Source organism: Arthrobacter sp. NPDC058097 (genome assembly GCF_042884885.1).
Classification (GTDB): domain Bacteria; phylum Actinomycetota; class Actinomycetes; order Actinomycetales; family Micrococcaceae; genus Arthrobacter.
On sequence record NZ_JBHVSZ010000003.1, the window covers coordinates 328,683 to 350,989 of the forward strand.

At 68.5% G+C, this 22,307-nt stretch carries 22 protein-coding genes and 2 riboswitches; of the genes, 9 read left to right on the top strand and 13 right to left on the bottom strand.

The features are described 5' to 3' along the window. Positions 1 to 86 precede the first annotated feature (86 nt). Positions 87 to 201, top strand: a riboswitch (SAM riboswitch). A 13-nt stretch (positions 202 to 214) separates the two neighbouring features. From ACFVTE_RS07990 to ACFVTE_RS08005, 4 genes are all read left to right on the top strand, one after another. Then, positions 215 to 523 carry a DUF1737 domain-containing protein gene (locus tag ACFVTE_RS07990; protein WP_387098925.1) on the top strand — a complete coding sequence of 103 codons (309 nt, stop codon included), beginning with the start codon at positions 215 to 217 and terminating at the stop codon, positions 521 to 523. Further along, a complete protein-coding gene (locus ACFVTE_RS07995; RefSeq protein WP_387098927.1) occupies positions 520 to 930 on the top strand; it encodes a rhodanese-like domain-containing protein in 411 nt (136 codons plus the stop codon). Before ACFVTE_RS07990 ends, ACFVTE_RS07995 begins: the two co-directional genes overlap by 4 nt. Before the next feature lies 1 nt (position 931). Further along, positions 932 to 2,140 (top strand): O-succinylhomoserine sulfhydrylase, encoded by a 1,209-nt coding sequence (locus tag ACFVTE_RS08000; RefSeq protein WP_387098929.1) that lies wholly within the window; start codon positions 932 to 934, stop codon positions 2,138 to 2,140. 375 nt (positions 2,141 to 2,515) lie between these two features. Next, a complete protein-coding gene (locus tag ACFVTE_RS08005) occupies positions 2,516 to 2,896 on the top strand; it encodes a YegP family protein (protein WP_387098931.1) in 381 nt (126 codons plus the stop codon). A gap of 66 nt (positions 2,897 to 2,962) precedes the next feature. Here the strand turns inward: ACFVTE_RS08005 and ACFVTE_RS08010 are convergent, their stop codons facing one another. Continuing rightward, positions 2,963 to 3,262, bottom strand: a complete 300-nt coding sequence (locus tag ACFVTE_RS08010; protein WP_387098933.1) for a DUF1905 domain-containing protein — start codon at positions 3,260 to 3,262, stop codon at positions 2,963 to 2,965. 75 nt (positions 3,263 to 3,337) lie between these two features. On the opposite strand from ACFVTE_RS08010, the gene ACFVTE_RS08015 reads away from it, so the two are divergent. Further along, complete coding sequence (locus ACFVTE_RS08015; protein ID WP_387098935.1) at positions 3,338 to 5,905, top strand: AMP-binding protein; 2,568 nt, start codon at positions 3,338 to 3,340, stop codon at positions 5,903 to 5,905. 10 nt (positions 5,906 to 5,915) lie between these two features. On the opposite strand, the gene ACFVTE_RS08020 is transcribed toward ACFVTE_RS08015, so the two are convergent. The 3 genes from ACFVTE_RS08020 to ACFVTE_RS08030 all read right to left on the bottom strand — a co-directional run bounded on the left by ACFVTE_RS08020 (position 5,916) and on the right by ACFVTE_RS08030 (position 9,616). Next, the gene (locus ACFVTE_RS08020) at positions 5,916 to 6,569 is read right to left on the bottom strand and encodes an aspartate/glutamate racemase family protein (RefSeq protein ID WP_387098937.1); all 654 of its coding nucleotides are present in this window, start codon (positions 6,567 to 6,569) and stop codon (positions 5,916 to 5,918) included. A 157-nt stretch (positions 6,570 to 6,726) separates the two neighbouring features. After that, positions 6,727 to 7,962: a glutamate--cysteine ligase gene (locus ACFVTE_RS08025; protein ID WP_387098939.1), complete on the bottom strand. Its 1,236-nt coding sequence runs from the start codon at positions 7,960 to 7,962 to the stop codon at positions 6,727 to 6,729. 130 nt (positions 7,963 to 8,092) lie between these two features. Beyond that, positions 8,093 to 9,616, bottom strand: a complete 1,524-nt coding sequence (locus ACFVTE_RS08030; RefSeq protein WP_387098941.1) for a UDP-N-acetylglucosamine 1-carboxyvinyltransferase — start codon at positions 9,614 to 9,616, stop codon at positions 8,093 to 8,095. Between the two features lie 239 nt (positions 9,617 to 9,855). Between ACFVTE_RS08030 and ACFVTE_RS08035 the strand changes: the two genes are divergently transcribed. Next, entirely contained in the window at positions 9,856 to 10,860 is a 1,005-nt protein-coding gene (locus ACFVTE_RS08035) for a hypothetical protein (protein WP_387098943.1), read from the top strand. 23 nt (positions 10,861 to 10,883) lie between these two features. Further along, a complete protein-coding gene (locus ACFVTE_RS08040) occupies positions 10,884 to 11,381 on the top strand; it encodes a GNAT family N-acetyltransferase (RefSeq protein WP_387098945.1) in 498 nt (165 codons plus the stop codon). Between the two features lie 43 nt (positions 11,382 to 11,424). On the opposite strand, the gene ACFVTE_RS08045 is transcribed toward ACFVTE_RS08040, so the two are convergent. The 3 genes from ACFVTE_RS08045 to ACFVTE_RS08055 are packed head-to-tail and all read right to left on the bottom strand — an operon-like array spanning position 11,425 to position 14,488. After that, positions 11,425 to 12,228: an energy-coupling factor transporter transmembrane component T family protein gene (locus ACFVTE_RS08045; protein WP_387098947.1), complete on the bottom strand. Its 804-nt coding sequence runs from the start codon at positions 12,226 to 12,228 to the stop codon at positions 11,425 to 11,427. Continuing rightward, positions 12,225 to 13,868 carry an ABC transporter ATP-binding protein gene (locus ACFVTE_RS08050; protein ID WP_387098949.1) on the bottom strand — a complete coding sequence of 548 codons (1,644 nt, stop codon included), beginning with the start codon at positions 13,866 to 13,868 and terminating at the stop codon, positions 12,225 to 12,227. The genes ACFVTE_RS08045 and ACFVTE_RS08050 overlap by 4 nt, the downstream gene beginning before the upstream one ends. After that, positions 13,868 to 14,488 (bottom strand): ECF transporter S component, encoded by a 621-nt coding sequence (locus tag ACFVTE_RS08055; protein ID WP_387098951.1) that lies wholly within the window; start codon positions 14,486 to 14,488, stop codon positions 13,868 to 13,870. Before ACFVTE_RS08055 ends, ACFVTE_RS08050 begins: the two co-directional genes overlap by 1 nt. 72 nt (positions 14,489 to 14,560) lie before the next feature. Beyond that, positions 14,561 to 14,703, bottom strand: a riboswitch (TPP riboswitch). Positions 14,704 to 14,822: 119 nt separating this feature from the next. Between ACFVTE_RS08055 and ACFVTE_RS08060 the strand changes: the two genes are divergently transcribed. Together ACFVTE_RS08060 and ACFVTE_RS08065 are read left to right on the top strand one after the other, a co-directional pair. Then, positions 14,823 to 15,374, top strand: a complete 552-nt coding sequence (locus ACFVTE_RS08060) for a heme-degrading domain-containing protein (protein WP_387098953.1) — start codon at positions 14,823 to 14,825, stop codon at positions 15,372 to 15,374. Between the two features lie 59 nt (positions 15,375 to 15,433). Further along, positions 15,434 to 15,697, top strand: a complete 264-nt coding sequence (locus tag ACFVTE_RS08065) for a DUF4235 domain-containing protein (RefSeq protein ID WP_387098955.1) — start codon at positions 15,434 to 15,436, stop codon at positions 15,695 to 15,697. A 126-nt stretch (positions 15,698 to 15,823) separates the two neighbouring features. Here ACFVTE_RS08065 and mnhG read toward each other — a convergent pair whose 3' ends face one another. Genes mnhG through ACFVTE_RS08095 form a run of 6 tightly spaced genes read right to left on the bottom strand, consistent with a single transcriptional unit; the run spans position 15,824 to position 22,303 of the window. After that, positions 15,824 to 16,240, bottom strand: coding sequence for a monovalent cation/H(+) antiporter subunit G (mnhG, locus tag ACFVTE_RS08070; RefSeq protein WP_387098957.1), 417 nt, complete (start codon positions 16,238 to 16,240; stop codon positions 15,824 to 15,826). Continuing rightward, entirely contained in the window at positions 16,230 to 16,508 is a 279-nt protein-coding gene (locus tag ACFVTE_RS08075) for a monovalent cation/H+ antiporter complex subunit F (RefSeq protein ID WP_387098959.1), read from the bottom strand. Before ACFVTE_RS08075 ends, mnhG begins: the two co-directional genes overlap by 11 nt. After that, complete coding sequence (locus ACFVTE_RS08080) at positions 16,505 to 17,050, bottom strand: Na+/H+ antiporter subunit E (RefSeq protein ID WP_387098961.1); 546 nt, start codon at positions 17,048 to 17,050, stop codon at positions 16,505 to 16,507. The genes ACFVTE_RS08075 and ACFVTE_RS08080 overlap by 4 nt, the downstream gene beginning before the upstream one ends. Further along, on the bottom strand, positions 17,047 to 18,639 hold the full coding sequence (locus tag ACFVTE_RS08085; RefSeq protein ID WP_387098963.1) for a Na+/H+ antiporter subunit D: 1,593 nt from the start codon (positions 18,637 to 18,639) through the stop codon (positions 17,047 to 17,049). Before ACFVTE_RS08085 ends, ACFVTE_RS08080 begins: the two co-directional genes overlap by 4 nt. Next, a complete protein-coding gene (locus ACFVTE_RS08090; RefSeq protein ID WP_387098965.1) occupies positions 18,636 to 19,229 on the bottom strand; it encodes a Na(+)/H(+) antiporter subunit C in 594 nt (197 codons plus the stop codon). The genes ACFVTE_RS08085 and ACFVTE_RS08090 overlap by 4 nt, the downstream gene beginning before the upstream one ends. After that, positions 19,226 to 22,303, bottom strand: coding sequence for a Na+/H+ antiporter subunit A (locus ACFVTE_RS08095; RefSeq protein ID WP_387098967.1), 3,078 nt, complete (start codon positions 22,301 to 22,303; stop codon positions 19,226 to 19,228). Before ACFVTE_RS08095 ends, ACFVTE_RS08090 begins: the two co-directional genes overlap by 4 nt. Between the last annotated feature and the right edge of the window lie 4 nt (positions 22,304 to 22,307).

Genomic DNA, 22,307 nt, shown 5'->3' on the forward strand with positions numbered 1-22,307 from the left:
ACCGCCATGACCGGCTGTTGGGTGCGTTACGGAACATGACGACGGCCGCGGTGCGTGCCGCCGTCGTCAGTGTTACGTTTTTGGGGAGTAATGAGTACCGGCATTAAGCCCTGACTGTCCGGTCGGCAACCCTCCTTCCACGGCGGGGTGCCTCAGGTGAATACTCGGCATATCGACCACTTCGAGCTGCAAGCGTGAGAAAAGGAGATCCGTCGTGTCAGACGCCCCCGCCGTTGCAACGCTGCCGTCCCAGCAGGATAAACCTGAGGAAAAGCTGTCCTACCGCCTGATCACGGGACCGGACGACCGCGCGTTCTGTGAGCGCATTTCGGCTGCCCTGGCCGAGGGATACGTGCTGCACGGCAGCCCGGCAGCCACCTTCAACGGCACCAGCGTCATCGTGGCACAGGCCGTCATCCTGCCCGCCGCCATCGCCAGCGCAGATGCCGCCGTCGCCACCGCCGTGGACCGGCTGGACTCCGACGATGACCTCAGCGCGGAAGCGTACGAGGGTCACGCATGAGCTACGCCGGAGACCTCACCCCGCAGGACGCCTGGGCCAAGCTCGAGGAGGGGGCCATCCTGGTGGATGTGCGCACCGAGGGCGAATGGGCGCACATCGGCATTCCGGATACCAAGGCCACGGAGAACGATCCGCTCTTCATCCAGTGGACCTTTCCCGGCGGCATTCCCAACCCCGGGTTCATCGAGCAACTGAAGCAGCAGGCGCCTGAGGACGCCCGGGTGGAGCTGGTGTTCCTGTGCCGCTCCGGCCAGCGCTCCATCGCCGCCGCCATCGCCGCCACGCAGGCCGGCTTCACGGCCTACAACGTCCTCGAAGGCTTCGAGGGCGAGCCCGACCGTTACGGTGAGCGCACCGTAAACGGGTGGAAGAACCGCGGCCTGCCGACGAACCTGGGAAAGAACTAAGTTGACCTTTAATCACGACGCCGCCGGCTGGAGCCCCGATACCCAGGCCGTCCGCGGCGGGCTTGACCGCACCAATTTCCAAGAGACCACCGAACCCGTCTTCCTCAACTCCGGGTTCGTCTACGAGTCGGCCGCGGCCGCCGAGCGCGCCTTCACCGGCGAGGACGAACGTTTCGTCTACTCCCGCTACGGCAACCCGTCCGTGGCCACCTTCCAGGAGCGGCTCCGCCTGCTCGAAGGCACTGAGGCGTGCTTTGCGACGGCGTCCGGCATGTCCGCCGTGTTCACCGCCCTGGGCGCCCTGCTCGGCGCCGGGGACCGTGTGGTCGCCAGCCGCTCCCTGTTCGGCTCCTGCTTCGTCATCCTCAACGAAATCCTGCCGCGCTGGGGCGTGGAGACAGTATTCGTCGACGGCCCGGACCTCGAGCAGTGGCGCGCCGCCCTCTCGGTGCCAACGACGGCCGTCTTCTTCGAATCCCCGTCCAACCCCATGCAGGAGATCGTGGACATCGCCGCGGTCAGCGAACTCGCCCACGCCGCCGGCGCCAAGGTGGTGGCGGACAACGTCTTCGCCACCCCGCTGCTGCAGCGCTGCGGGGACCTCGGCGCGGACGTGGTCGTCTACTCCGGCACCAAGCACATCGACGGTCAGGGCCGCGTGATGGGCGGGGCCATCCTGGGCACCAAGGAATTCATCGACGGTCCGGTCAAGCAGCTCATGCGGCACACCGGCCCGGCGCTCTCCTCGTTCAACGCGTGGGTCCTGACCAAGGGCCTGGAGACCATGTCTCTCCGCGTGAACCACTCCTCCGCCACGGCGCTGCGCCTGGCCGAATGGCTGGAGGCCCAGCCCGCCGTCAGCTGGGTCAAGTACCCGCTGCTCAAGTCGCACCCGCAGTACGAACTGGCGGCCAGGCAGATGAAAGCCGGAGGCACCGTCCTCACGCTGGAACTTGCGACGACGGCAGGCCAGTCGGGCAAGGAAGCCGCCTTTGCGCTGCTGGACGCCCTGAAGATCATCGACATCTCCAATAACCTGGGCGACGCCAAGTCACTGATCACCCACCCCGCCACCACGACGCACCGGGCCATGGGCCCGGAGGGACGTGCAGCGATCGGGCTCAGCGACGGTGTGGTGCGGCTGTCCGTCGGCCTCGAGGACGCCGATGACCTCATCGCGGACCTGGAGCAGGCGCTCAAGCAGATCTGAAAGTTCCAGGTTTGATCGCTGCAGCCCCGGTCCCTCTCCAGGCCTCCCCTTTCTAAAGATCCGGCCCCTCGGGGCCGGATCTTTTTTGCTTCCGGTGGCGGGCTGTGAACGCGCGTTGCGCTGCGCGTAGCTTCGTTTCGGGCGTCCTTGAGAACGGTCCGCCGGCGCGGTTTAGTGGGTGGGCAGGCAGGGTTTACCCAGGGTTTACATGGATGGTCTTGTAGGGTCCATGTGCGCTGGGCAGACTCTAATAACACCCGATGAACCGATCAACCCTGTCGGTTCAGCACCCCACCCAAGGACAGACGCAGTGATGCGTTCGGGGCTGCGGCCGCGAAGACGCTGCACGCAGCATCCCTGACCGGAAGGACCGCCATGGCCGGAGTATTTGAAGTTTTTGTTGATGCAGAGTCCCAGTTCCGGTTCCGGCTGAAGGCCCCCGATGGAACCGTGCTGGCTGTCTCCGCCCCCTTCGAGGACAAGCGCGCGGCTGCGGCCGGGATCGCCGCTGTCCGCGAATGCGCCGGGACGGGGCTCATCACAGACCTCTCTGCGGCGGCACCCCAGGTGACAGCCGGCACCACGCAGGAGGAGCCTGCCCCCGCCCGCGTATCCGCCCCCAAACAGGCGCCACTCCCGGCACGGGCCGAACACCTCCGGCAGGGATTCGGCAAGAAGCGCACGCCGTCAGAGGTTCCCGGGTCGCAGCTCCGCCGTCCGGCGGCAACGCAGACCCGGTGGACCGGCGCAGCCTAGCAGCCCAGCCGCCCCCAAACCTCCGTCGGACGTCGGGGGCTGGCTGGGTTCTAGGGGTTGCTGGGTCTAGAGGTTAACGACCAGCCGGACCTCGACGTCGTCCCCTGCGGTTATGCCGGCCAGTGCCCGCACGGCCCTCTTGACCGGCAGCAGGTAAGAGCCCGTGCCGGCGTCCGGAAAGACCGAGGTCTGCCACTCGTGGCCGGCGATGCCTGCCGTCACCTTCACCGAGCCAAACCCTTTGCGGCGACCCGCAGACTCCTCGCGGATCTCCTCCGCGATATCCACCGGCAGCGTAATGAAGTGCCAGGCGGATTCGCCCGGATACAGCCACAGCGGGGCCCGGAATGCATATGCCTCGGTCACGGACTGAGTATGGCACGGCGTAACAGGCACCTGCACGGTTTTACTTAGGTAAGCCTTAACTAATATCATCTTCCGGTGACCACGCAGCTTGATTTCGCGCGGGTGCCCTTCGCCGCCGATCTCGCGGTCCACGGGGACAGGCCCGCCATTCTTACAGACAATTTCACTCTCACGTACCGGGAACTGGCCGGCAGGGTCGATGCCCTCGCGCTCCGGCTGGGTACCCAGCGGCGTCTGGTGGCACTGGCTGCGGCGAACGACGTCGACTCCCTGGTGGCCTACCTCGCCGCACTGGTTGGCGGCCACCCGCTGATCCTGCTCCCGGAGGACAAGCCGGCGGCGCTCGAGTCCCTGGTGGCCGCATATGACCCTGACGTCGTACTGCGCTCGCTCAAGGGACAGACCCTGTTCGAGGAACGCCGGACTGGCACCGCACACGAGCTCCACCCGGACCTGGCACTGCTGCTCAGCACCTCCGGCTCCACCGGCTCGCCGAAGCTGGTGCGCCTGTCCGCCGTCAATCTGCAGGCCAATGCGGAGTCGATTGCCGAGTACCTCAGCATCGGTCCGGACGACCGCGCCGCGACCACCCTGCCGATGTCCTACTGCTACGGGCTGTCCGTGATCAACAGCCACCTGCTCCGCGGCGCGGGCCTGGTGCTCACCGACCTGTCCGTTGTTGATCCGTGCTTCTGGGAGCTTTTCCGCACCGCCGGCGCGACGTCCTTCGCGGCGGTGCCCTACACCTTCGAACTGCTGGAGCGGGTGGGCTTTGCCGGGATGGACCTCCCCCGCCTGCGGTACGTCACCCAGGCCGGCGGCCGGCTCGCCCCCGAACGCGTGCAAAGCTACGCCGACCTCGGCCGCCGGAAGGGCTGGGAACTGTTCGTCATGTACGGCCAGACGGAGGCCACCGCCCGGATGGCGTACCTTCCGCCCGGGCTGGCCGCCGAGCACCCCGGGGCCATCGGCATCCCGGTGCCCGGCGGCGCCTTCCGCATCGAGCCGGTGCCCGGCCTCGAGCACGGAGAGCTCGTCTACACCGGACCCAACGTCATGCTCGGCTACGCTGAGGCGCCGGAGGATCTCGCTGCCGGCCGCACTGTCCACGAACTCCGCACCGGGGATCTGGCCAGGAAGCACCCGGCCGGCGTCTATGAAGTGGTGGGGCGGCGCAGCCGGTTCGTCAAGATCGTCGGCCTCCGCGTTGACCTCGGCCAGGTGGAGCGGATCCTGGGCGACCTCGGCGTTGATGCGGCGAGCGCGGGCACGGACCAGGGCCTCGTCGTCGCCGTCGAGGGCAGCCACGACACGCAACTGCTGGGCAAGGTCCTGGCGCAGGGCATCGGGCTGCCCCGGACGGCCCTGGAGCTGCACGCCGTCGAGCGTCTCCCCCGCCTGGCCACCGGAAAGGTGGACTATCCGGCGGTCCTGGCCCTTTCAATACCGGCACTGCCGGAAGCCGGGGCACACGGCCCGGGTTCCGCCGTCGGACCCGGCGACGGACCGGACACCGTGAAGCGGATCTTCCGCGACACCCTGGAGCGCACGGACATCGGCGACGGCGACACGTTCGTCTCGCTCGGCGGCGACTCGCTGTCCTACGTGGCCACGTCCGTCCGCCTCGAGCAGCTGCTGGGCCACCTCCCCACGGACTGGCACGTGACGCCAATCCGGGACCTGGAGCAGCGCACGGGGAAGAAGCCTGCCGGGAAGATGCGGCGGTTCGTTGCCCCGCTCGAAACCAGCATCGTGCTCAGGGCCGTGGCCATTGTGCTCATCGTCGGCACCCACGTGGGGCTGATGAAGTGGCCGGGCATGGCCCACGTGCTCATGGCGGTCGCGGGATACAACTTCGCGCGGTTCCAGCTCAGCGGCGAACGGCTTCCCCGGTTCAGGCGCCAGCTCAGCAGCCTGGCACGGGTGGCGGTGCCCAGCATGGCGTTCATCGGCGTGGCCTACCTGCTCACCGACCGGTACACCCTGGCCAACGTCCTGCTCCTGAACGCGATAGTCGGCCCCGAGGCCGTGACCACGCAGTGGCACTTTTGGTTCATCGAGGTGCTGGTCTACATCCTCTTGGGCGTGACGGCCCTCCTGGCCATTCCGTGGGCTGACCGGGCGGAGCGGCGGTTCCCGCTGCTCTTTCCGCTGGCCCTCACCGGCCTCGCGCTGCTCTCGCGCTTTGACATCCTTGATCCCGGCATTCCCCATCCGTCACCCACCCTGTGGCTGTTCGCCCTGGGCTGGGCCGTTGCCCGGACCCGGACGTGGCTCCAGCGGTGTGCGGTATCGGTCCTCGCGATGCTCACTGTCCCCGGCTACTTCTTCGGGGACACCCACCGCGAACTGACCCTTGTTGCCGGAATCCTGCTGCTCACCTGGCTGCCGGCCATCCCCGTCCCGAGGGGGATGCAGCGCCTGGCGGTCCTGCTGGCCAGCGCCTCCCTCTACGCATACCTCGTGCACTGGCTGGTCTACCCGCTGCTGGATGCCACCAGCCCGGCACTTGCCGTGGCGGCATCGCTGGCGGCCGGGGTGGCCTACTGGGCGCTGTGCACGCGGGTAATGGGGCTGCTGGGCCGGAGCAGCTGGGCCTCGCTCCGCCGCCGGTTCACGCGGTCCAAGCTCGCCAGCTCCTGAACAGGCGCCCTCAGACCGTCTGCAGCTCGCGGGAGGCCACGGCTGAGACCAGCATGGAGCCGGCCGCGGTGACGGGGTCGATGACGGGAATCCCCAGCCGGCGCCGCAGGACGTCCGCCATGCCGATGCTCGTCAGTCCCGTGCTGGCCTCCACGATGACGTCGGCGCCTGCGTCCACCAGCATGTGGGCGGCGGCGAGCGCGTCGAAGATCCCTGTCGGCAGCAGGAAGCCTTCCGGCGTCTCCACGCTTTCGGGGCCGTCGATCAGGAGCATCCTGTCGCCGAGTGCATCAGAAATGGGGCCGGGCACCGAGTGCTTGAGGCCCAGTACGCCCGCCCTGCCGCCGAAAGCGAGGGCCGCCGCAGCCGCCGCGGAGCCGGCACCGATCACGGGGATATCCAGCAGGGCACGCGCCTCCGGGAGCCCAGGGTCGGCGGCGCAGCTAATGACCAGCGCATCGACGTCCGGCGCCATCTCCAGCGCCAGTTCAACCACCTTCGGCACGGCGCCCCGCAGCGAGCCAGCGTCGTGGACTCCGGACGGCTGGCCCGGAATGCACCGCGTCGTGACGTCGAAGCCGAAGGTGTCGCGGAGCAGCTTGCCGTGCGAGTTGAGCAGCCGTCTGTCCGTGGTGGTCAAAGCCCTGATGATTCCTACGCGCATGGTCCGTTCCTTCCCCCGGGCGGTTCTTTGATCCCACCCTAGCCAGCCGACATTTCAGGCGGTTTACCGGAAAATGACCATCGGAAACATCCCGGTCCCACCGGCCCGGGGTTAAGTGTGCAGGCGTAAATGTCCGTTCGCGCGCTTGGGCCAGGGGTCAGGGCTGGCGGACGCGCAGCAGTTCCGGAGCGTGGTCAGCGTCCGGGCCGACGTACTCTTCGGTCCCCTTGTGGGTGGCCCGCACGGCGTGCGCGACGACGGCACCCAGCCCGCCGTCGTCGGGCTCTGCTTTGTCCAGCACCACCTGGCGGACGGTGCGCTGCTCGGCCGCGCCTGTGCCGCGCGCGAAGATCTCCTCGATTCCCCGCCGGGCCAGGTCCAGTTCACCGTTCCCGGCCAGCACCGGTTCCAGGTAGTCCACCAGCGAGCGGACCACGTCCTCGGCGGGCGCCGGCCGGAAGCTGCCGAAGTCGAGCAGCTCACCGCGCAGGCCGAAGTTGCTGGCCTGCCATGCCGCCATGCGCAGCAGTACCGTGGGCACGGGCGCCGGCTCCACGCCCTCGTGCCATTCCCGGCAGGCCGATTCCACGAGGGCACGGACCAGCACGGCGATCAGCGCTGCATCCTCGGCGCGGAGGCAGACGTCCGCCACCCGCACTTCCACGGTGGGATGGTTCCGGGAGAGCCGCGCGTCGAAGTAGATCATGCCCTCGTCCAGCACCACGCCGCTGTCCAGCAACCGGGTCACCACGCGGCGGTAGGCGGACAGGCTGCCGTAGATGCCGGACGGGCCCGACGACGGCCAGCGGTTCCACGCCTGCGTCCGGTAGCTCTCGAAGCCGGTTTCCAGGCCGTTCCAGAACGGGGAGTTGGCGCTGAGCGCGATCAGGACGGCCAGCTTGTCCCGGATCCTGTCCAGCACGGCCACGCCTTCGTCCGGGGATTCGATGTAGGTGTGGACGTGGAAGCCGCAGGTGAGCTGTTCCTGTGCGGTCAGGCCAAACCGTTCCAGCATCCTGGCGTAGCGCGGATCCGGCGTCGTGTGGCTGGAAAGGGCCAGTGGTGAGGTGGCCAGGGCGGCGATCCGCGCGCCGTGCCCCTGGGCGGCGTCATCCGCCAGGGCCCGGCCGGCACGGATCTGGCGCAGCAGTTCCGCGTGGTCGAGGCAGGGGCGGGTCTGCGTCTCGATCTGCTCAAGCTTCAGTTCGGCGCTCAGGCCCATTTCGTCGTCGTCGCACGTGGTGTCGGCCTTTTTCTTCACCAGCCGGGGCTTGCCCGGAGCGTCGTCGGCGGCGAGTTTGCGGCCCGCCAGCAGGGCATCGGCCAGCGCCAGCGGTTCCCCGCTGTCCGGATCAACGATCAGGAGCTCTTCCTCCACGCCAAAAGTCCGCATGCCTACATTGTGCGCCAGACCAGCGAAAAGGTCCCCGACATGACGAAGCGCGAACGTACACTTGTGGCCCTTGGAAAACGTTTCCCAAGGGCCACAAGTGTACGTTCGCGCCGGTGGCTTCGGGGGACCGTCAGTCCTGGAAGTACTCGATCCTGGCGCCGATGGTGTTGAGCCGCTCGGCGAGGTCCTCGTACCCGCGCTCAATGACGTAGATGTTGCGTAGCTCGGACACGCCGCGGGCCGCCAGCATGGCCAGCAGCAGGCAGGCGGCGGGACGCAGCGCGGGCGGGCAGCCCACCTCCGCGGCACGCCAGCGCGTGGGGCCGTTGACGTAGATCCGGTGCGGGTCCAGCAGCTGGATCCGGGCGCCCAGCTTGTTCAGCTCCGTCAGGTAGATGGCGCGGTTCTCGTAGACCCAGTCGTGGATCATGGTCTGGCCCTCGGCGTTGCCGGCGATCACCGCGAAGAACGGCAGGTTGTCGATGTTCAGTCCCGGGAACGGCATCGGGTGGATCTTGTCCTCCGGTGCGCGCAGCTCGGAGGGCTTGGTGGTCACGTCCACCAGCCGGGTGCGCCCGTTGCGGGCCGTGTACTCCCCGGAGACCTCCAACTGCTGGCCCATCTGTTCCAGCGTGGCCAGTTCGATCTCCATGAATTCGATGGGCACGCGGCGGATGGTCACCTCGGAGTTGGTGACAATGCCGGCGGTGATGAGGCTCATCGCCTCGATGGGGTCTTCCGAGGGGAAATATTCGATGTCGACGTCGATGGTCGGCTTGCCGGTGATCTTCAGCGTGGTGGTGCCGACGCCGTCGATCTCCACGCCCAGCCGCTGCAGGTAGAAGCAGAGGTCCTGGACCATGTAGTTGGGACTGGCGTTGCGGATGACCGTGGTGCCGCAGCGGTGGGCGGCGGCCATGATGGCGTTTTCGGTCACGGTGTCGCCGCGCTCGGTCAGCACGAAAGAGCGGTCGAGGTCGTCGGTGGGCGGTGCCTGCACGGCGTAGAAGCCCGAGCTGGCCTCCACGGACAGGCCGAACTGCCGCAGCGCCTGCATGTGCGGCTCCACGGTGCGGATGCCCAGATCGCAGCCGCCGGCGTAGGGCAGCCGGTATTCATCCGTCTCGTCCAGCAGCGGGCCCAGCAGCATGATGACGCTCCGGGTGCGGCGTGCGGCCTCAACGTCCATGGACTCGAGGTCGAGGTCCGCAGGGCGGCGGAGCTGGAGGTCGTTGTCGTTGAGCCAGGTGCATTCGACGCCGATGCTGCTCAGGACCTCCACGATGCGGTTGACTTCCTCGATGCGGGCAAGCCGGCGCAGCGTCGTGGTGCCGCGGTTGATAAGGCTGGCACAGAGCAGGGCGACCCCGGCGTTCTTGCTGGTGTTGACGTCAACGGAGCCCGAGAGCGTCCGGCCGCCCTCCACGCGAAGGTGGGTCATCTGCGATTTGCCGAGCTGGACGATGCTCCGGCCGAAGATCGCCTCCAGCCGCTGGATCATCTTCAGGCTCAGGTTCTGCTTGCCCTGTTCCATCCGGGCCACGGCGCTCTGGCTGGTGCCAAGTTCCGCGGCCAGCTGGCCCTGGGTCCACCCCTTCTGGCCGCGGGCGTCGCGGAGCAGGAGGCCGACGTGTTCAGCGGTCTGTTGAGTCATGGATAAAAATATATCAGTTATGAGTTATTTCGTCGCCTCGCGTGCCCAAAATGCGGCGGGCGAGCCCTTGATATACCCGTTACACGCATAAACTTTCAGCAACGGGTCAGTGCCATGTGACAGAATCCGTCGCGGCCCTCTCGACCCGAGTCAAACACCCGGCGCCCGCCTTGACCCGGCGCGTATCCGGGAGCAAGCTAGCGGTACCTGTTGCGGCCATGAGGGAACGGGAGGCCGCCGTGTCCATTTTCAGCTCCGCTGTACTGATCAGGAGGCGCCCGGCAGGGCGCCGGGCTTCAGCGCTGCTGTCCTTCGTCGTCGCAACCGCCGTGGGTTTTATCCCCGGTCCAAGGCTCGACGACGGCGCGGCGCCGGCACCCGAATCAGCGGTCGCCCCGGCGTCGCCCAGCGCGTCAGCCACCCCCGGCGGCGCCGCGCAGGCGCAGCCGCCCGCGGCCCGGCAATCACCGCAGCCGGCGACCCGGAAACCCGCGCAGCAGCCAGGGTCCGACCCCGCCCGGCCTGGCACCGAAGGATCTGGCAGCGCAGGACTCCTGGGCAACGACGTCTCCTGGCCGCAGTGCAACGTGGACCTGCCTGATGATCCCGCCTTCGCCATTGTCGGGGTCAACAACGGCCTGGCGAACACCACGAACCCGTGCCTCCACCAGCAGCTTGACTGGGCGGACGATTCGGCCGGCGGCACCGGCCAGCCACGCCTGGCGCTCTACGTGAACACGGCCAACCCCGGACTGCGAGGCTCCTGGTGGCCGACGAACAACGAATACGGCGGCGAGACCGTGGCAAACCCCTACGGCACATGCCAGGGGCAGGAGGACGCCGCGTGCGCCTACATGTACGGGTACGCGAAGGCCTTCGACGACGCCTACCTCCGCACAATCTCCGAGCCTGAGACCTATCTCTGGTGGCTGGACGTGGAGACAGGCAACAGCTGGTCCGGCGACAGGAACGCGAACCGGGCGGACCTCGAAGGCATGGCGGACTTCTTCCACAGCATCGGCGCCAGGGTGGGCATCTACTCCTCCGCCCGGCAGTGGGGACAGATCGTCGGCGAGGTGGGCTCGGCCAGCAGCCTCTACTCCCTGCCAAGCTGGCTTGCCGGGGCGCACACCGCCGCCGAGGCCAAGGACATGTGTTCCGCGGCGCCCCTCACCGCGGGCGGCACCGTGGCGCTCACCCAGTTCGTGGCTGACGGCTTCGACCACGATCACTCCTGCATCTGAGGCTCAGCATTAGGCTGGGTCCCATGGATCACACCTGCCACGTCCGCCAGGCGGTACCGGAGGACGCCGAGGACCTGGCCCGGCTCCACCTGGCATGCTGGCGCGAGACCTACGAGCATCTGCTCTCACCGGGTTTCATGGCCAGCCAGGGCGTGCAAGGGCGGCTGGCCATGTGGCGGCACCTTTTGGCCGGTCCGCACGCTGGCCGACAGTACGTTGCGGCCGACGGCGGCAGGCTGGTGGGGTTTGCCGGCTCGCTTCCGGCCGAGGACGGGGTGCGGGAGCAGACCGAGCTCTGGGGCATCTATCTCCTCGCCTCCCACCATGGCAGGGGGCTGGGCCAGGCCCTGCTCGATGCCGCGATCGGGAACGAGCAGGCCGGGCTGTGGGTTGCCGAGGAGAACCCGCGGGCCCAGGCCTTCTACCGGCGCAACGCCTTCGTCTTCACCGGCGCCCGGGACACGATCGAGGACTGGGAAGGCATGGCCGAGGTCCGGATGGCCCGGCCGGCGGGCCAGTGACGCGGGAGAGTGGCCGGGCAGCGGCCGGTCCGGCGATAGGCTCCTAGGAGCCTTCCAGCCACACCATGTGCCACGTGCCGGCCCACAGCGCGGCGGCCACGGCGCCGCCGGCGATGAGGACTCCGCCGAGCACCACCCAGATGTCCAGCACGCTGTAGGTGGACACGCGCGCCCAGGTCCGGCTGGCGCCGCCGAACCCGCGGGCCTCCATGGTCACCGCAAGCCGGGTGGCGCGGCGGATCGCCTGGACCAGGAGGCCGAAGCTCTGCCCCAGCGTGGCCCGCATGCGTTGCCACGGGTTGCCGCGCGATCCCACGCCGCGGGCGCGCCGGGCCATTCCGATGGTCTGCCACTCCTCCGCCATCAGCCCGACCAGGCGCATCGCGGCCAGGGTCCCCAGCACAAAACGGTGCGGCAGCCGCGCCTTCTGCGCAAGGGCGTCCGCCAGGTCCGTGGGATCGGTGCAGCTCATCAGCAGCACCGCGGGCAGCGCGATCGCCAGTCCCCGGAGCAGGAAACCAAGCCCCAGCTGAAGGGAACCTTCGCTCATGGACCAGAGGCCGACGTCGAGCAGTATCCTTCCGCTGTCCGGCGCCAGGATGGAGGTGCTCCAGCCGCCCACGGCGGCAGCCAGGATCAGCGGCCAGCCGCGCTGCCAGAGCAGCGAAAACGTCAGCCCGGCCAGCGGAAAGACCAGCAGTTCACAGACGAGCGCCACGGAAGCTGACATCCAGTCGATGGACAGCGCCAGGGCCAGGGTGACCAGGAAGACCGCGGCGAACTTGGCCAGCGGATTGGCGCGGGTCAGCACCGCCCGGTTTCCGGCAAGTGTCAGTGCTTCCCTCATGTCGCCGCCTGTTCGGATGTCGGCCCGGCCTTTGATGTGGGCACGGCGGGCCGGGGCTCGGGCCGGCCGCGGGCGCCCAGCCGGAGTTCGGTGCCGCCGAGCACATTGGTGAACTCCTCGTCGTGCGTCACGGACACCACGGCAGTGCCGGCGTCGAGCAGTTCGGAAAGGAACGAAGCAAGCTCCGCCCAGGTGTTGGCATCCTGGCCGAAGGTGGGCTCGTCCAGGACCAGCACCTGCGGATGCGCGGCCAGGACGGTGGCCACGGACAGCCGGCGCTTCTCCCCGCCGGACAGGGTGTAAGGGTTGGCGTCCACCAGATGCGTGAGGCGCAGGCGCTCCAGCAGCTCGTCGACGCGCTCCTCACCGTGACCCAGGTGGCGGGGACCGAACAGCAGCTCGTCCAGGACGCGGCCGGTGACGAACTGGTGCTCGGGCTCCTGGAACACCGTGCCGATCCGGGGGATCAGCTGCTCGGCCTTCCACCTGTACGGGTCTATCCCGGCGCCGCCGCTCAGCTCGACGGTCGCGGAGACCCTGCCGTCCACCGGCGGCAGCAGCCCGGCGAGGGTCAGCGCGAAGGTGGACTTGCCCGCGCCGTTGGGTCCTGTGACGGTCAGCGCTTCCCCCGCCCGGACCTGTGCCGTGACGTCGCCCAGCACCGGCTGCGGAGGTACGGAGCGGAATCCGCGGCGCCGGGGACGCTCCCGCGACACGGCGAGCTTTTCGGCGGCGAGCAGCAGCTGGCCGCCGTTGGCGATGGACGGACCGGCGGCCGAACGGTGCCGGGTTTCGGGAACGTAGCCCGGGACCCACACGCCGGCGGCGGTGAGCATCCCGCGGGCCTGCTCGAGGACCTCGTCCGGCGTGCCGTCGACCAGCACCGCGCCGTTCGTGGCGGACCCCGGCTGCAGCACCACAATGCGGTCCACAAGGTCTTTCCACACGGCGACCCGGTGCTCCACCACCACCAGGGTGGCCCCGGTCTTGTCAAGGCAGCGGCCCACGGCGTCCCGGACCTCCAAAACGCCGGCAGGGTCGAGGTTCGCGGTCGGCTCGTCCAGCAGGATCAGTCCCGGCCTCATCGCCAGGATGCCGGCGAGCGCCAGGCGCTGCTTCTGGCCGCCGGACAGGGCCGACGTCGGGTGGTTCAGCGGCAGGTGGGCGAGTCCGACGTCGTCCAGTGCCTCGTGCACGCGGCGCCAGATCTCGTCGCGGGGCACCGAGAGGTTTTCGGCGCCGAAGGCGACGTCGTCGCCGAGGCGGGAGAGCACCACCTGGGTTTCCGGGTCCTGCTGCATGAGCCCGGCACGGCCGCGCTGCGCGCGCGGCGGCGCGCCGTCGATGAGCAGCTCGCCGCTCTCGTCGGCGTCGTCAGGGTCCGGCGCCCCGGCGCCCCTCGGACCGCGGTCGTCCGCCGGACTGCCGCCCGAGTCGCTGTCCCCCAGCACGCCGGCCAGAGCGTGGAGCAACGTGGACTTGCCGGCCCCGGAGGGGCCCAGCAACAGGACCCGCTCGCCGGGGCGGATGTCCAGGTCCAGGGCGTGGACGGCGGGTTTGGTGCGGCCGGCGTGGCGCCAGCCCCAGCCGCGGGCATGTACCGCGGCGGGCCGGACGCCGCCGTCGTGATGTGCGGGCATCAGGAGAAGACGGGCTCCGTTGCTGCCTTGCGGGACGCGAAGGAGCTCAGTACGCCCGTCTTGGCCAGGCCCCGGGTGGCGATCCAGGACAGGGCGCCGGCGATGACCGCGCCGGAGATGGCGCAGAACACGATGTACGCGAGCTTGTCTCCTCCGGTGTAGGCGATGTTCCAGCCCCACGGCGCGAAGGAGTCGTTGAGGCCGCAGAACAGGCCGGCGCCGGCACCCGCAAGCAGCGAGGCCGGGAGGTTGAACTTCCGGTACACCAGGGCGGCGAACACGAGCTCCGCGCCCAGGCCCTGGAGGACGCCGGAAATCAGCACTGTGGTGCCGTACTGGGAGCCCATGATGAGCTCGCCGGTGGCCGCGACAGTTTCGCAGAACAGGGCCGCGCCGGGCTTGCGGATGATGAGCATGCCCAGGACCGCCGGGATCATCCAGCCGCCGGCGTACAGGCCGCTCAGCGGCGGGTAGACGGCGTTGACGGGAGTGGAAATAAGGTTGGCGCCCTGGGACCAGGCCCAGAAGATGACGCCGCCGGCAACGGCGATGAGCGCCGCCACCACGATGTCCGCCACGCGCCAGTTATAGCTGGTCTTCTTGATTGCTGCAGTTGTCATGATGGTCCTCCTGAGGAACAGGAGGGGAAAGCGTTCCCCCGGCTGCCGGTGGCTGGACCACCTGCTGCCGGGCGCTCTGAGAACTCGACTCCCTTGCGCCGGTACTAGCCGGATCAGGTTCGAGGGTCTGCGGCTGTCCGCACTCTCAGCGCCCATCCGCGGTTGCGCTGGCAGTTGCCTTGCATCCCGACGGCGGCGCTCCCCTGTCGTGATAAATCTGCCCTTGTGGGCTGGTCCAGTTTACACCTCGGCGGCCCCGGAATCCCGGGGCCGCCGTCACAATCGGGGAGTCTTCCTGCGCCGCCGGGAGTACTGTCCGGAGTACATTGGGGCCATGACGCCACAGGACTCCGGCAGCGCTGCCCTGCCCGCCTTTGACCCCGATTCCGTCGAGGACCAGCCGGCGGGGTCGCTGGAAGCCCTGATCGGCCGGATCGAGGGTGAAATCGCCGAACTGCAGTTCCCCAGGTTCAGCAAGGACGATGCCCTGGCCCTCGGCCTGGAACTGGTGGAGCGCGGCAAGGAGGACAACCTGCCCATCGCCATCGACATCACCAAGGGCGAACAGGTTCTCTTCCACGTGGCCCTCGAGGGTGCCACCCCGGACAACGAGGGCTGGGTGCGGGCCAAGCAGCGGACCGCCGTGCGCTACGAGGAACCGTCGCTGCTGGTGGGCCTGCGCGGCAGAACCGGCGGCGGACGGATCGAGGACAACGCCTGGTTCGACCAGTCCACCTACGCCGCCCACGGCGGGGCCTTCCCCATCTACGTCCGGGATGTGGGAGCGGTGGCCGTGGTCACTGTGTCCGGGCTGCCGCAGAAAGCCGACCATGACCTTGTGGTGCAGGCGTTGCGGGAAATCCACCGGTCCATGCGGCAGAGCTAGCGCGCCGCATGCGGATAGGCTAGGCAAAGACCAGTGTTCACCACGCGAGGAGTTCCGGAATGAGTTTTGTGATCAAGCTGCTTGGCACGGGCATCAGCCTGCTGGCAGGATTCGCCGGCACCAAGGCCGTCGATACCATCTGGGAAAAGGTCACGGGGCAGAAGCCGCCCAAGGGGGACAAGGACGACGTCCCCACCACGCTGCGCACGGCCCTGACGTTCGCCCTCGTCTCCGCGTCCGTAAGCGCGGTCATCCAGGTGCTCGCCAACCGCGGCACCCAGCGGGCCATCACCCGCTTCGCCAAGACCCAGGACATCGTTTAGGCGCCTGTCTCCACCCTGTTTCCCCAAGCTTCGCAGGCCAGACTATTCCTGTCCTGGACCTGGCGCTGCTGATGACCTCGACTCGGCGCAGGACGGCCGAGCACGTTGCACATCGCAAACAATCGCTTACGACGGCGGGTGATGACCGCCGTCGTCCGCTTCGGCTTCGCGGGCCGCCTTGGCGGCCTTCAGCACCACGGCCTCGAGCTCGTCGGCGCTGAGCAGTTCCTTGTGGAGGTGCTTGGTGCGGTAGCCTGCCCGGCCCACCATGTGGGCAGAGACAGGCACGGTGAGCAGCTGGAAGATCCAGGCCACGGCCAGTACCGGCCAGACCCACCATGTGCGCAGCTGCAAGCCCACCGCCGCCAGCAGCAGGAACAGCCCGAGCACCTGCGGCTTGGTGGCGGCGTGCATGCGGCTCATCAGGTCGGGGAAGCGGAGCAGGCCGACAGCGGCGGCGAGGGACATCAGGGCGCCCACCACCATGAATGCAGCCGAAACGGCATCGATCACGGCATCCACGGCATTCGGTTCAGGACTCATTCGGCTGCTCCCGCCTGTCCGCCACGAAGCGCGCCACCGTCACCGAGCCGATGAACCCGATGACGGAGATGGCCACCACCAGCATCAGGTTGTTCAGGTGCCGGTTCACGGCCATGTCGATGCACAGCGCCGCGCCGAGGATGGCCAGCAGCACGTCCGCCGCGAGGACCCGGTCCAGCAGCGACGGGCCACGGGCGATGCGGATGATCGTGCCCGCGGCGGCGAGGGCCAGCGCCACGGCGGTGACGGTGAGGACCAGTTCCATCATGCGCCAACCTCCTGGTTCAGGGCGGCAAGCTCTTCCTTCGTTCCCATGATCCGGATCAGCCCCGCCTCGGTGTCGCGGACTTCCTTGCGCAGCTTGAGGACGTCCTCCCCGTTGCGGACGTTGAGTCCATGGATGTAGAGCGTGGAGGTGGACCTGTCCACCTCCACCACGAGCGACCCCGGGATCAGGGAAATCACGTGGCCGGTCGCCGTCACCATCAGGTCCGAATGGCTGCGCAACGGAACGGCGACGACGGCGTTGGTCACCTTGGGCCCTTGGGTCACCGCCAGGTAGAAGACCTGGCAGCTGGCGGCCACCACCTTGCCGAGGAACACCACCGCGAACGGAACAGCCCGCAGCACGTTGAAGCGGCCGCTCAGTTCCACCGGCGGCAGGTAGAACAGGCGTGCCACCGCAATCGCCAGCAGGGCGCCAAAGAGCAGGTTGCCGGGGCTGAAGTCCTGCCAGAGTGCTCCCCAGACGATGACAAGCCAGACCAGCAGCGGCAGTTCCTGCCGCAGGGACACCTTTTTCCGGCTCACTTTCCGCCTCCGCCCTGCCCCAGGGCCGGGACCGGGACGCCGTCCCCGAGCACGGCCTGGATGTAGGCGGACCTGTCGAGCATGGCCGCGGCGGACTGGTCCGCCACCTGGAAGATCGGGCCGGCGAAGACCGTGAGCGCCACACCCAGCACCACCAGGCCCAGGGTGGAGCCCACCATGGTCCGCGGCAGGAGGCGTAGCGCCGTCGTGCCGGCTTCCGCTGCCGGAGCGGGAGCCAGGAGCACCGGGTCGGGGTGCTCCGCGTCCTCGGCCTTCCGCCAGAACGCACGGTTCCATACGCGGGCAACGGCCAGGAGGGTCAGGAGGCTCGTCAGCACGCCGCCGATCACCAGGGCGTAGGCCAGCGGGGTGCCCAGGGCGATGCCCGCCTGCATCAGGCCCAGCTTGCCCAGGAAGCCCGAGAACGGCGGGATGCCGGCCAGGTTCATGGCGGGCACAAAGAACAGCAGCGCCAGCAGCGGGGACAGCTTGGCCAGCCCGGCCAGCCGGTCCACCGAGGAGCTGCCGCCGCGGCGTTCAATCAGGCCGGTGACCAGGAACAGGCTGGTCTGGATGGTGATGTGGTGGGCCACGTAGAACACCGCGGCGGCGAGGCCGGCCACCGAGGACATCGCCAGGCCGAACACCATGTAGCCGATGTGGCTGACCAGGGTGAAGGACAGCAGACGCTTGATGTCGCTCTGCGCGAGCGCACCCAGTATGCCGACCACCATGGTCAGCAGCGCCACCACCATCAGGGGCGTGTTGAGGCTGTCACCGGGGAACAGCAGGGTTTCCGTGCGGACCATGGCGTAGACACCCACCTTGGTGAGCAGGCCGGCAAACACGGCCGTGACCGGTGCCGGCGCGGTGGGGTAGGAGTCCGGAAGCCAGAAGGACAGCGGGAACACGGCGGCCTTGATGCCGAAGGCCACCAGCAGCATGACGTGCAGGAGAGTCCTGGTTCCCTGGTCCAGTTCGGACAGTTTGATGGCAAGGTCCGCCATGTTGATGGTGCCGGTCGCGCCGTAGACCATGGCGATGGCGATCAGGAACAGCACCGACGACACCACCGAGACCACAACATAGGTGACTCCGGCCCGGATGCGCGGGCCTGTGCCGCCGAGGGTCATCAGCACATAGCTTGCCGTCAGCAGGATCTCGAAGCCGACGTACAGGTTGAACAGGTCCCCGGAGAGAAACGCGTTGGAGACGCCGGCGACGAGGATCAGGTAGGTGGGGTGGAAGATCGACACCGGGGCGTCCTGGTCGCCGTCGGCCATGCCCTGCCCTGTGGCATACACGAGGACGGCCAGGCTCACCGCGGAGGAAACCACGAGCATCAGCGAGGAGAACTGGTCCACCACCATGACGATGCCCCATGGCGGCACCCAGCCGCCGATGTTCACCGCGGCCGTGCCGCCGTTCCAGACGGACGCCAGGAGCAGGCACTCCAGCAGCAGGGTGAGCGAGAGCAGGCCGATGCTGACGGCGCGCTGCGCACGGGAATGCCTGATCAGCACGAACGTCAGCGCCGCGCCCAGGATGGGAAGAACGACGGCGAGCGGGGCAAGGCTTGCGAGGTTCACTTCGCGCCTCCGTCCGTAGCCGTGCCTTTTTCTGTGCCCGTGTTCGTGTCGGCGGGGATGTTGCCGGATCCCGGTTTCTCCTCCAGCGCCGCATGTTCCGCCAGGAGGGTCCGTCCGCCTGCCTCGACGGTCGCCGTCGGCCCGTCCCCGGCAGTCCCGTCCGTCCCGCGCATGGGCAACGGGAACTCGGAGGTTTCCACGGGGATGACGGCGTCGTCCTCCGCGTCGAAGCTGGGGGTTTCGGCCACGCGGCGGTCCTCGATGTCGTCCTGGATGTCGTCCTGGCGGGCAAGCACCCAGGTCCGGTAGATGATGCCCAGCATGAAGGCCGTGACCGCGAAGGAAATGACGATGGACGTCAGGATCAGTGCCTGCGGCAGGGGGTCGTTGTAGGACGCCGGATCCGTGTCCTTGCTGAAGAAGGGTGCCAGCCCGGCATAGCCGCCGGTGGCGAGAATCAGCAGGTTGGTGGCGTTGGCCAGCAGCATCAGCCCCAGCAGCACCCGCGTGAGGCTGCGTTCCAGGATCAGGTAGATGCCGCAGGCGTAGAGGGCGCCCATGACGGTGAGTAGGGTCAGGTTGACGGTCATGCGGTGCCGCCTCGGGTTGATCCGGCCGGGACGCCGCCGGGCATCTCTTCGCTGCCCTCGTCGCCTTCCTGTGCGTCCTGCTGCCCGCCCTCCTGCAGGGGGCGTTCTTCGAAGTGCTCGTCGATCTGGGCGCCCAGGCTGCGGAGCACATCCAGCACCAGGCCGACGACGACGATGTAGACGCCGGTGTCGAAGATGGTGGAGGTGACGAACTTGATGTCGCCAAAGACCGGCAGCCAGAACTCGATGATGGCGCTCTGGAACACCTGGCCGCCCAGCAGGACCGGGGCGGCCCCGGACAACGCGGCCGTGGCAAGGCCGATCCCGAGCAGGGTGCCCGCGCTGATGGGGGTGGCTTCCCGCAGTTCGAAGCGGCCGCCGGCAAGGTAGCGCAGGGTGAGAGCCAGCCCGGCCATGAGGCCGCCGGCAAAGCCGCCGCCGGGGAGGTTGTGTCCTGCCAGCAGCAGGTAGAGCGAGAAGATGATCATCGAGTGGAAGACCAGCCGGGTGACCACTTCAAAGATGATGGAGCGGCGCTCCGGCGCCAGTGTGCGCCCGGCAACGAGCCACGGGTCCCGTGCGGCCGCGGCGAACTTCCGGGTCAGCGCCAGGGCGGCGCCGTCCCGCGACGATTTGTCCACGCCGTGGCGGCGCCCGACGGTCCCCTCAGCCACGGCGGAGGCCGTGCGCAGCCGGTCCCCGCGTCCCCGGACGAAAATGAGGCTTGCCACGCCGGTGGCGGCCAGCGCCAGCACGGAAATCTCGCCGAAGGTATCCCACGCGCGGATGTCCACGAGGGTGACGTTAACGATGTTGAGCCCGCCGCCGCCCTCGTACGCCAGCTTGGGGAACTCAAGGGAGACCGGCCTGGCGATGCGGGCGCCCATGGCGTGGATGGCGGCGAAGACCATGGTGGCGCCGAAGGACAGGCCGATGATCACACGGACCACCCGGTACTTGCCCCGGGTGCGGTCCCGCAGCTCCGCCGGAAGGCTGCGCATGGCCAGCACGAATGCCACCAGGATGATGGTTTCGACGAGCATCTGCGTCAGGGCCAGGTCCGGGGCGCCCTGCAGTGCGAACATCAGCGCGATGCCGTAGCCGGTGACGGAGACCATGAGCACGGCAAGGAAACGTTTGTTGGCCCGGACGGCGGCGAGGGCCCCGATCACGATCCCGGCTCCGGCCACCAGCTGCAGGGGCGAGTTGGGGTCGACGAAGTACAGCCCTTCGGGAAGGGGCTTGTTCGCGGCGATCAGTGCGGACAGGGGCAGGACGAAGGCGACGCTGAGGATGACGGCAAGGTAGAAATACAGTGAACCACGCTGCGTGCGTCCGGTGATCCAGACGGCGACGTCGTCCAGCGCGCCGATGGTCAGTTGGTAGCCGCGGTCGGCGTCGAACCAAGCCGGAACGGCGCTCTGGATCCGGTCCACTACCGCCCGTCCGTAGAACATCGCCGCGCCGGCGGCGAAGGTGACGGCGGTCAGGCCCAGGGCGGGGGTCAGCCCGTGCCACAGCGCAAGGTGCCCTGCGGCACCTGCAGCAGTGCCGGCGTCGTGCGTTCCCCCGGTAAGCTGCGTCTCTCCCGTAAACAGGGCCGCATAGGGCTGGATCCAGGCATCCACCGGAACGGGCCACAGTCCGTAAATGATGGTGAGGCCGCTCAGGACGGCCGGAGCTGCGAGGAAGGACGGCCGGACGGCCTTGAACGGGGTGCGCTCGACGCCGGGTTTCACGGCGAAGGCGCCCCACATGAAGCGCGCGCTGTAGGCGAAGGTCAGCACGGAGCCCAGCACTACGCCCGCCAGGACCACCGCGCCCCAGGGCCCGTAGCCGGGCTCGGCGGCGAAGTGCACGAACGCCTCGAGGACCGACTCCTTCGCCACGAACCCGCCCAGCAGCGGGATGCCGGCCATGGAGGCGGCACCGATGCCGGCCACGATGCCGAGGGCCCGGGAGGAGCGGAAGACGCCCGAGAGCTGGCGGATGTCGCGGGTGCCGGACTGGTGGTCGATGATGCCCACCACCAGGAAGAGCGTTGCCTTGAACAAGCCGTGGGCGAGGAGCATGGCGAGGCCGGCGAGCGCGGCGTCGGGCTTTCCGAGCCCCACCACCATGGTGATGAAGCCGAGCTGGCTCACGGTGCCGTAGGCCAGGATGAGCTTGATGTCCGTCTGGCGCAGTGCCCGGTAGCCGCCCACCAGCATGGTGGCGAGCCCCAGCCCGAGGACCACCGGCAGCCAGTAGGCCGTCTCCGTGAAGCCCGGCGCGAGGCGAGCCACGATGTACACGCCGGCCTTCACCATCGCGGCGGCATGCAGGTACGCGCTGACGGGAGTCGGCGCTGCCATGGCGCCGGGAAGCCAGAAGTGGAAGGGAACCAGCGCGGACTTGGTCACCGCACCGGCCAGGATGAGGACGCCGGCGGCGCCCACGGCCCCCGCCGCCTGCCCGGAAACCAGCTGCGGTGCCTGCTCGAGGATGGCCGAGATCCGGTAGGTGCCGGCGCTGGCGCCGAGCATGATCAGGCCGACGAGCATGGCCAGGCCGCCGGCGGTGGTGACCATGAGGGCCTGCAGCGCGGAGCGGCGGGCGGCAAGCCGTGTCCGTGCGTAACCGATCAGGAGGTAGGACAGGACCGTGGTGAGTTCCCAGAAGATGAACATCATCAGCAGGTCATCGGCGGTGACCAGCCCGAACATTGCCCCTGCGAATGCCAGCAGCTGCGCGCCGAAGCCGCCGAGGTAGCTGTCCTTGTCCTTGAAGTACCGGGCGCAGTAGACCAGCACCAGGGCGCCGACACCGAGGACCAGCAGCGACATGACCCAGGCGAGGGCGTCCATGCGGAAAGCGAATTCGATGCCGAGGCTTGGGATCCACGGAACGGTTTCGGCGGGGGCTCCGGTGTTTGCGGATCCGGTGGCGTAGACGGCGGCGTGCTGGAACAGGAGCCAGACGAATGAACCGGCGGGGACCGCGGCCAGCGCGTAGAACGAGTTGCGGCCGAACTTCCGGAAGATGAATGGCGCCACAGCGGCCACCGCGAAGTGCACGGCAAGGACTGTGATCACTGGT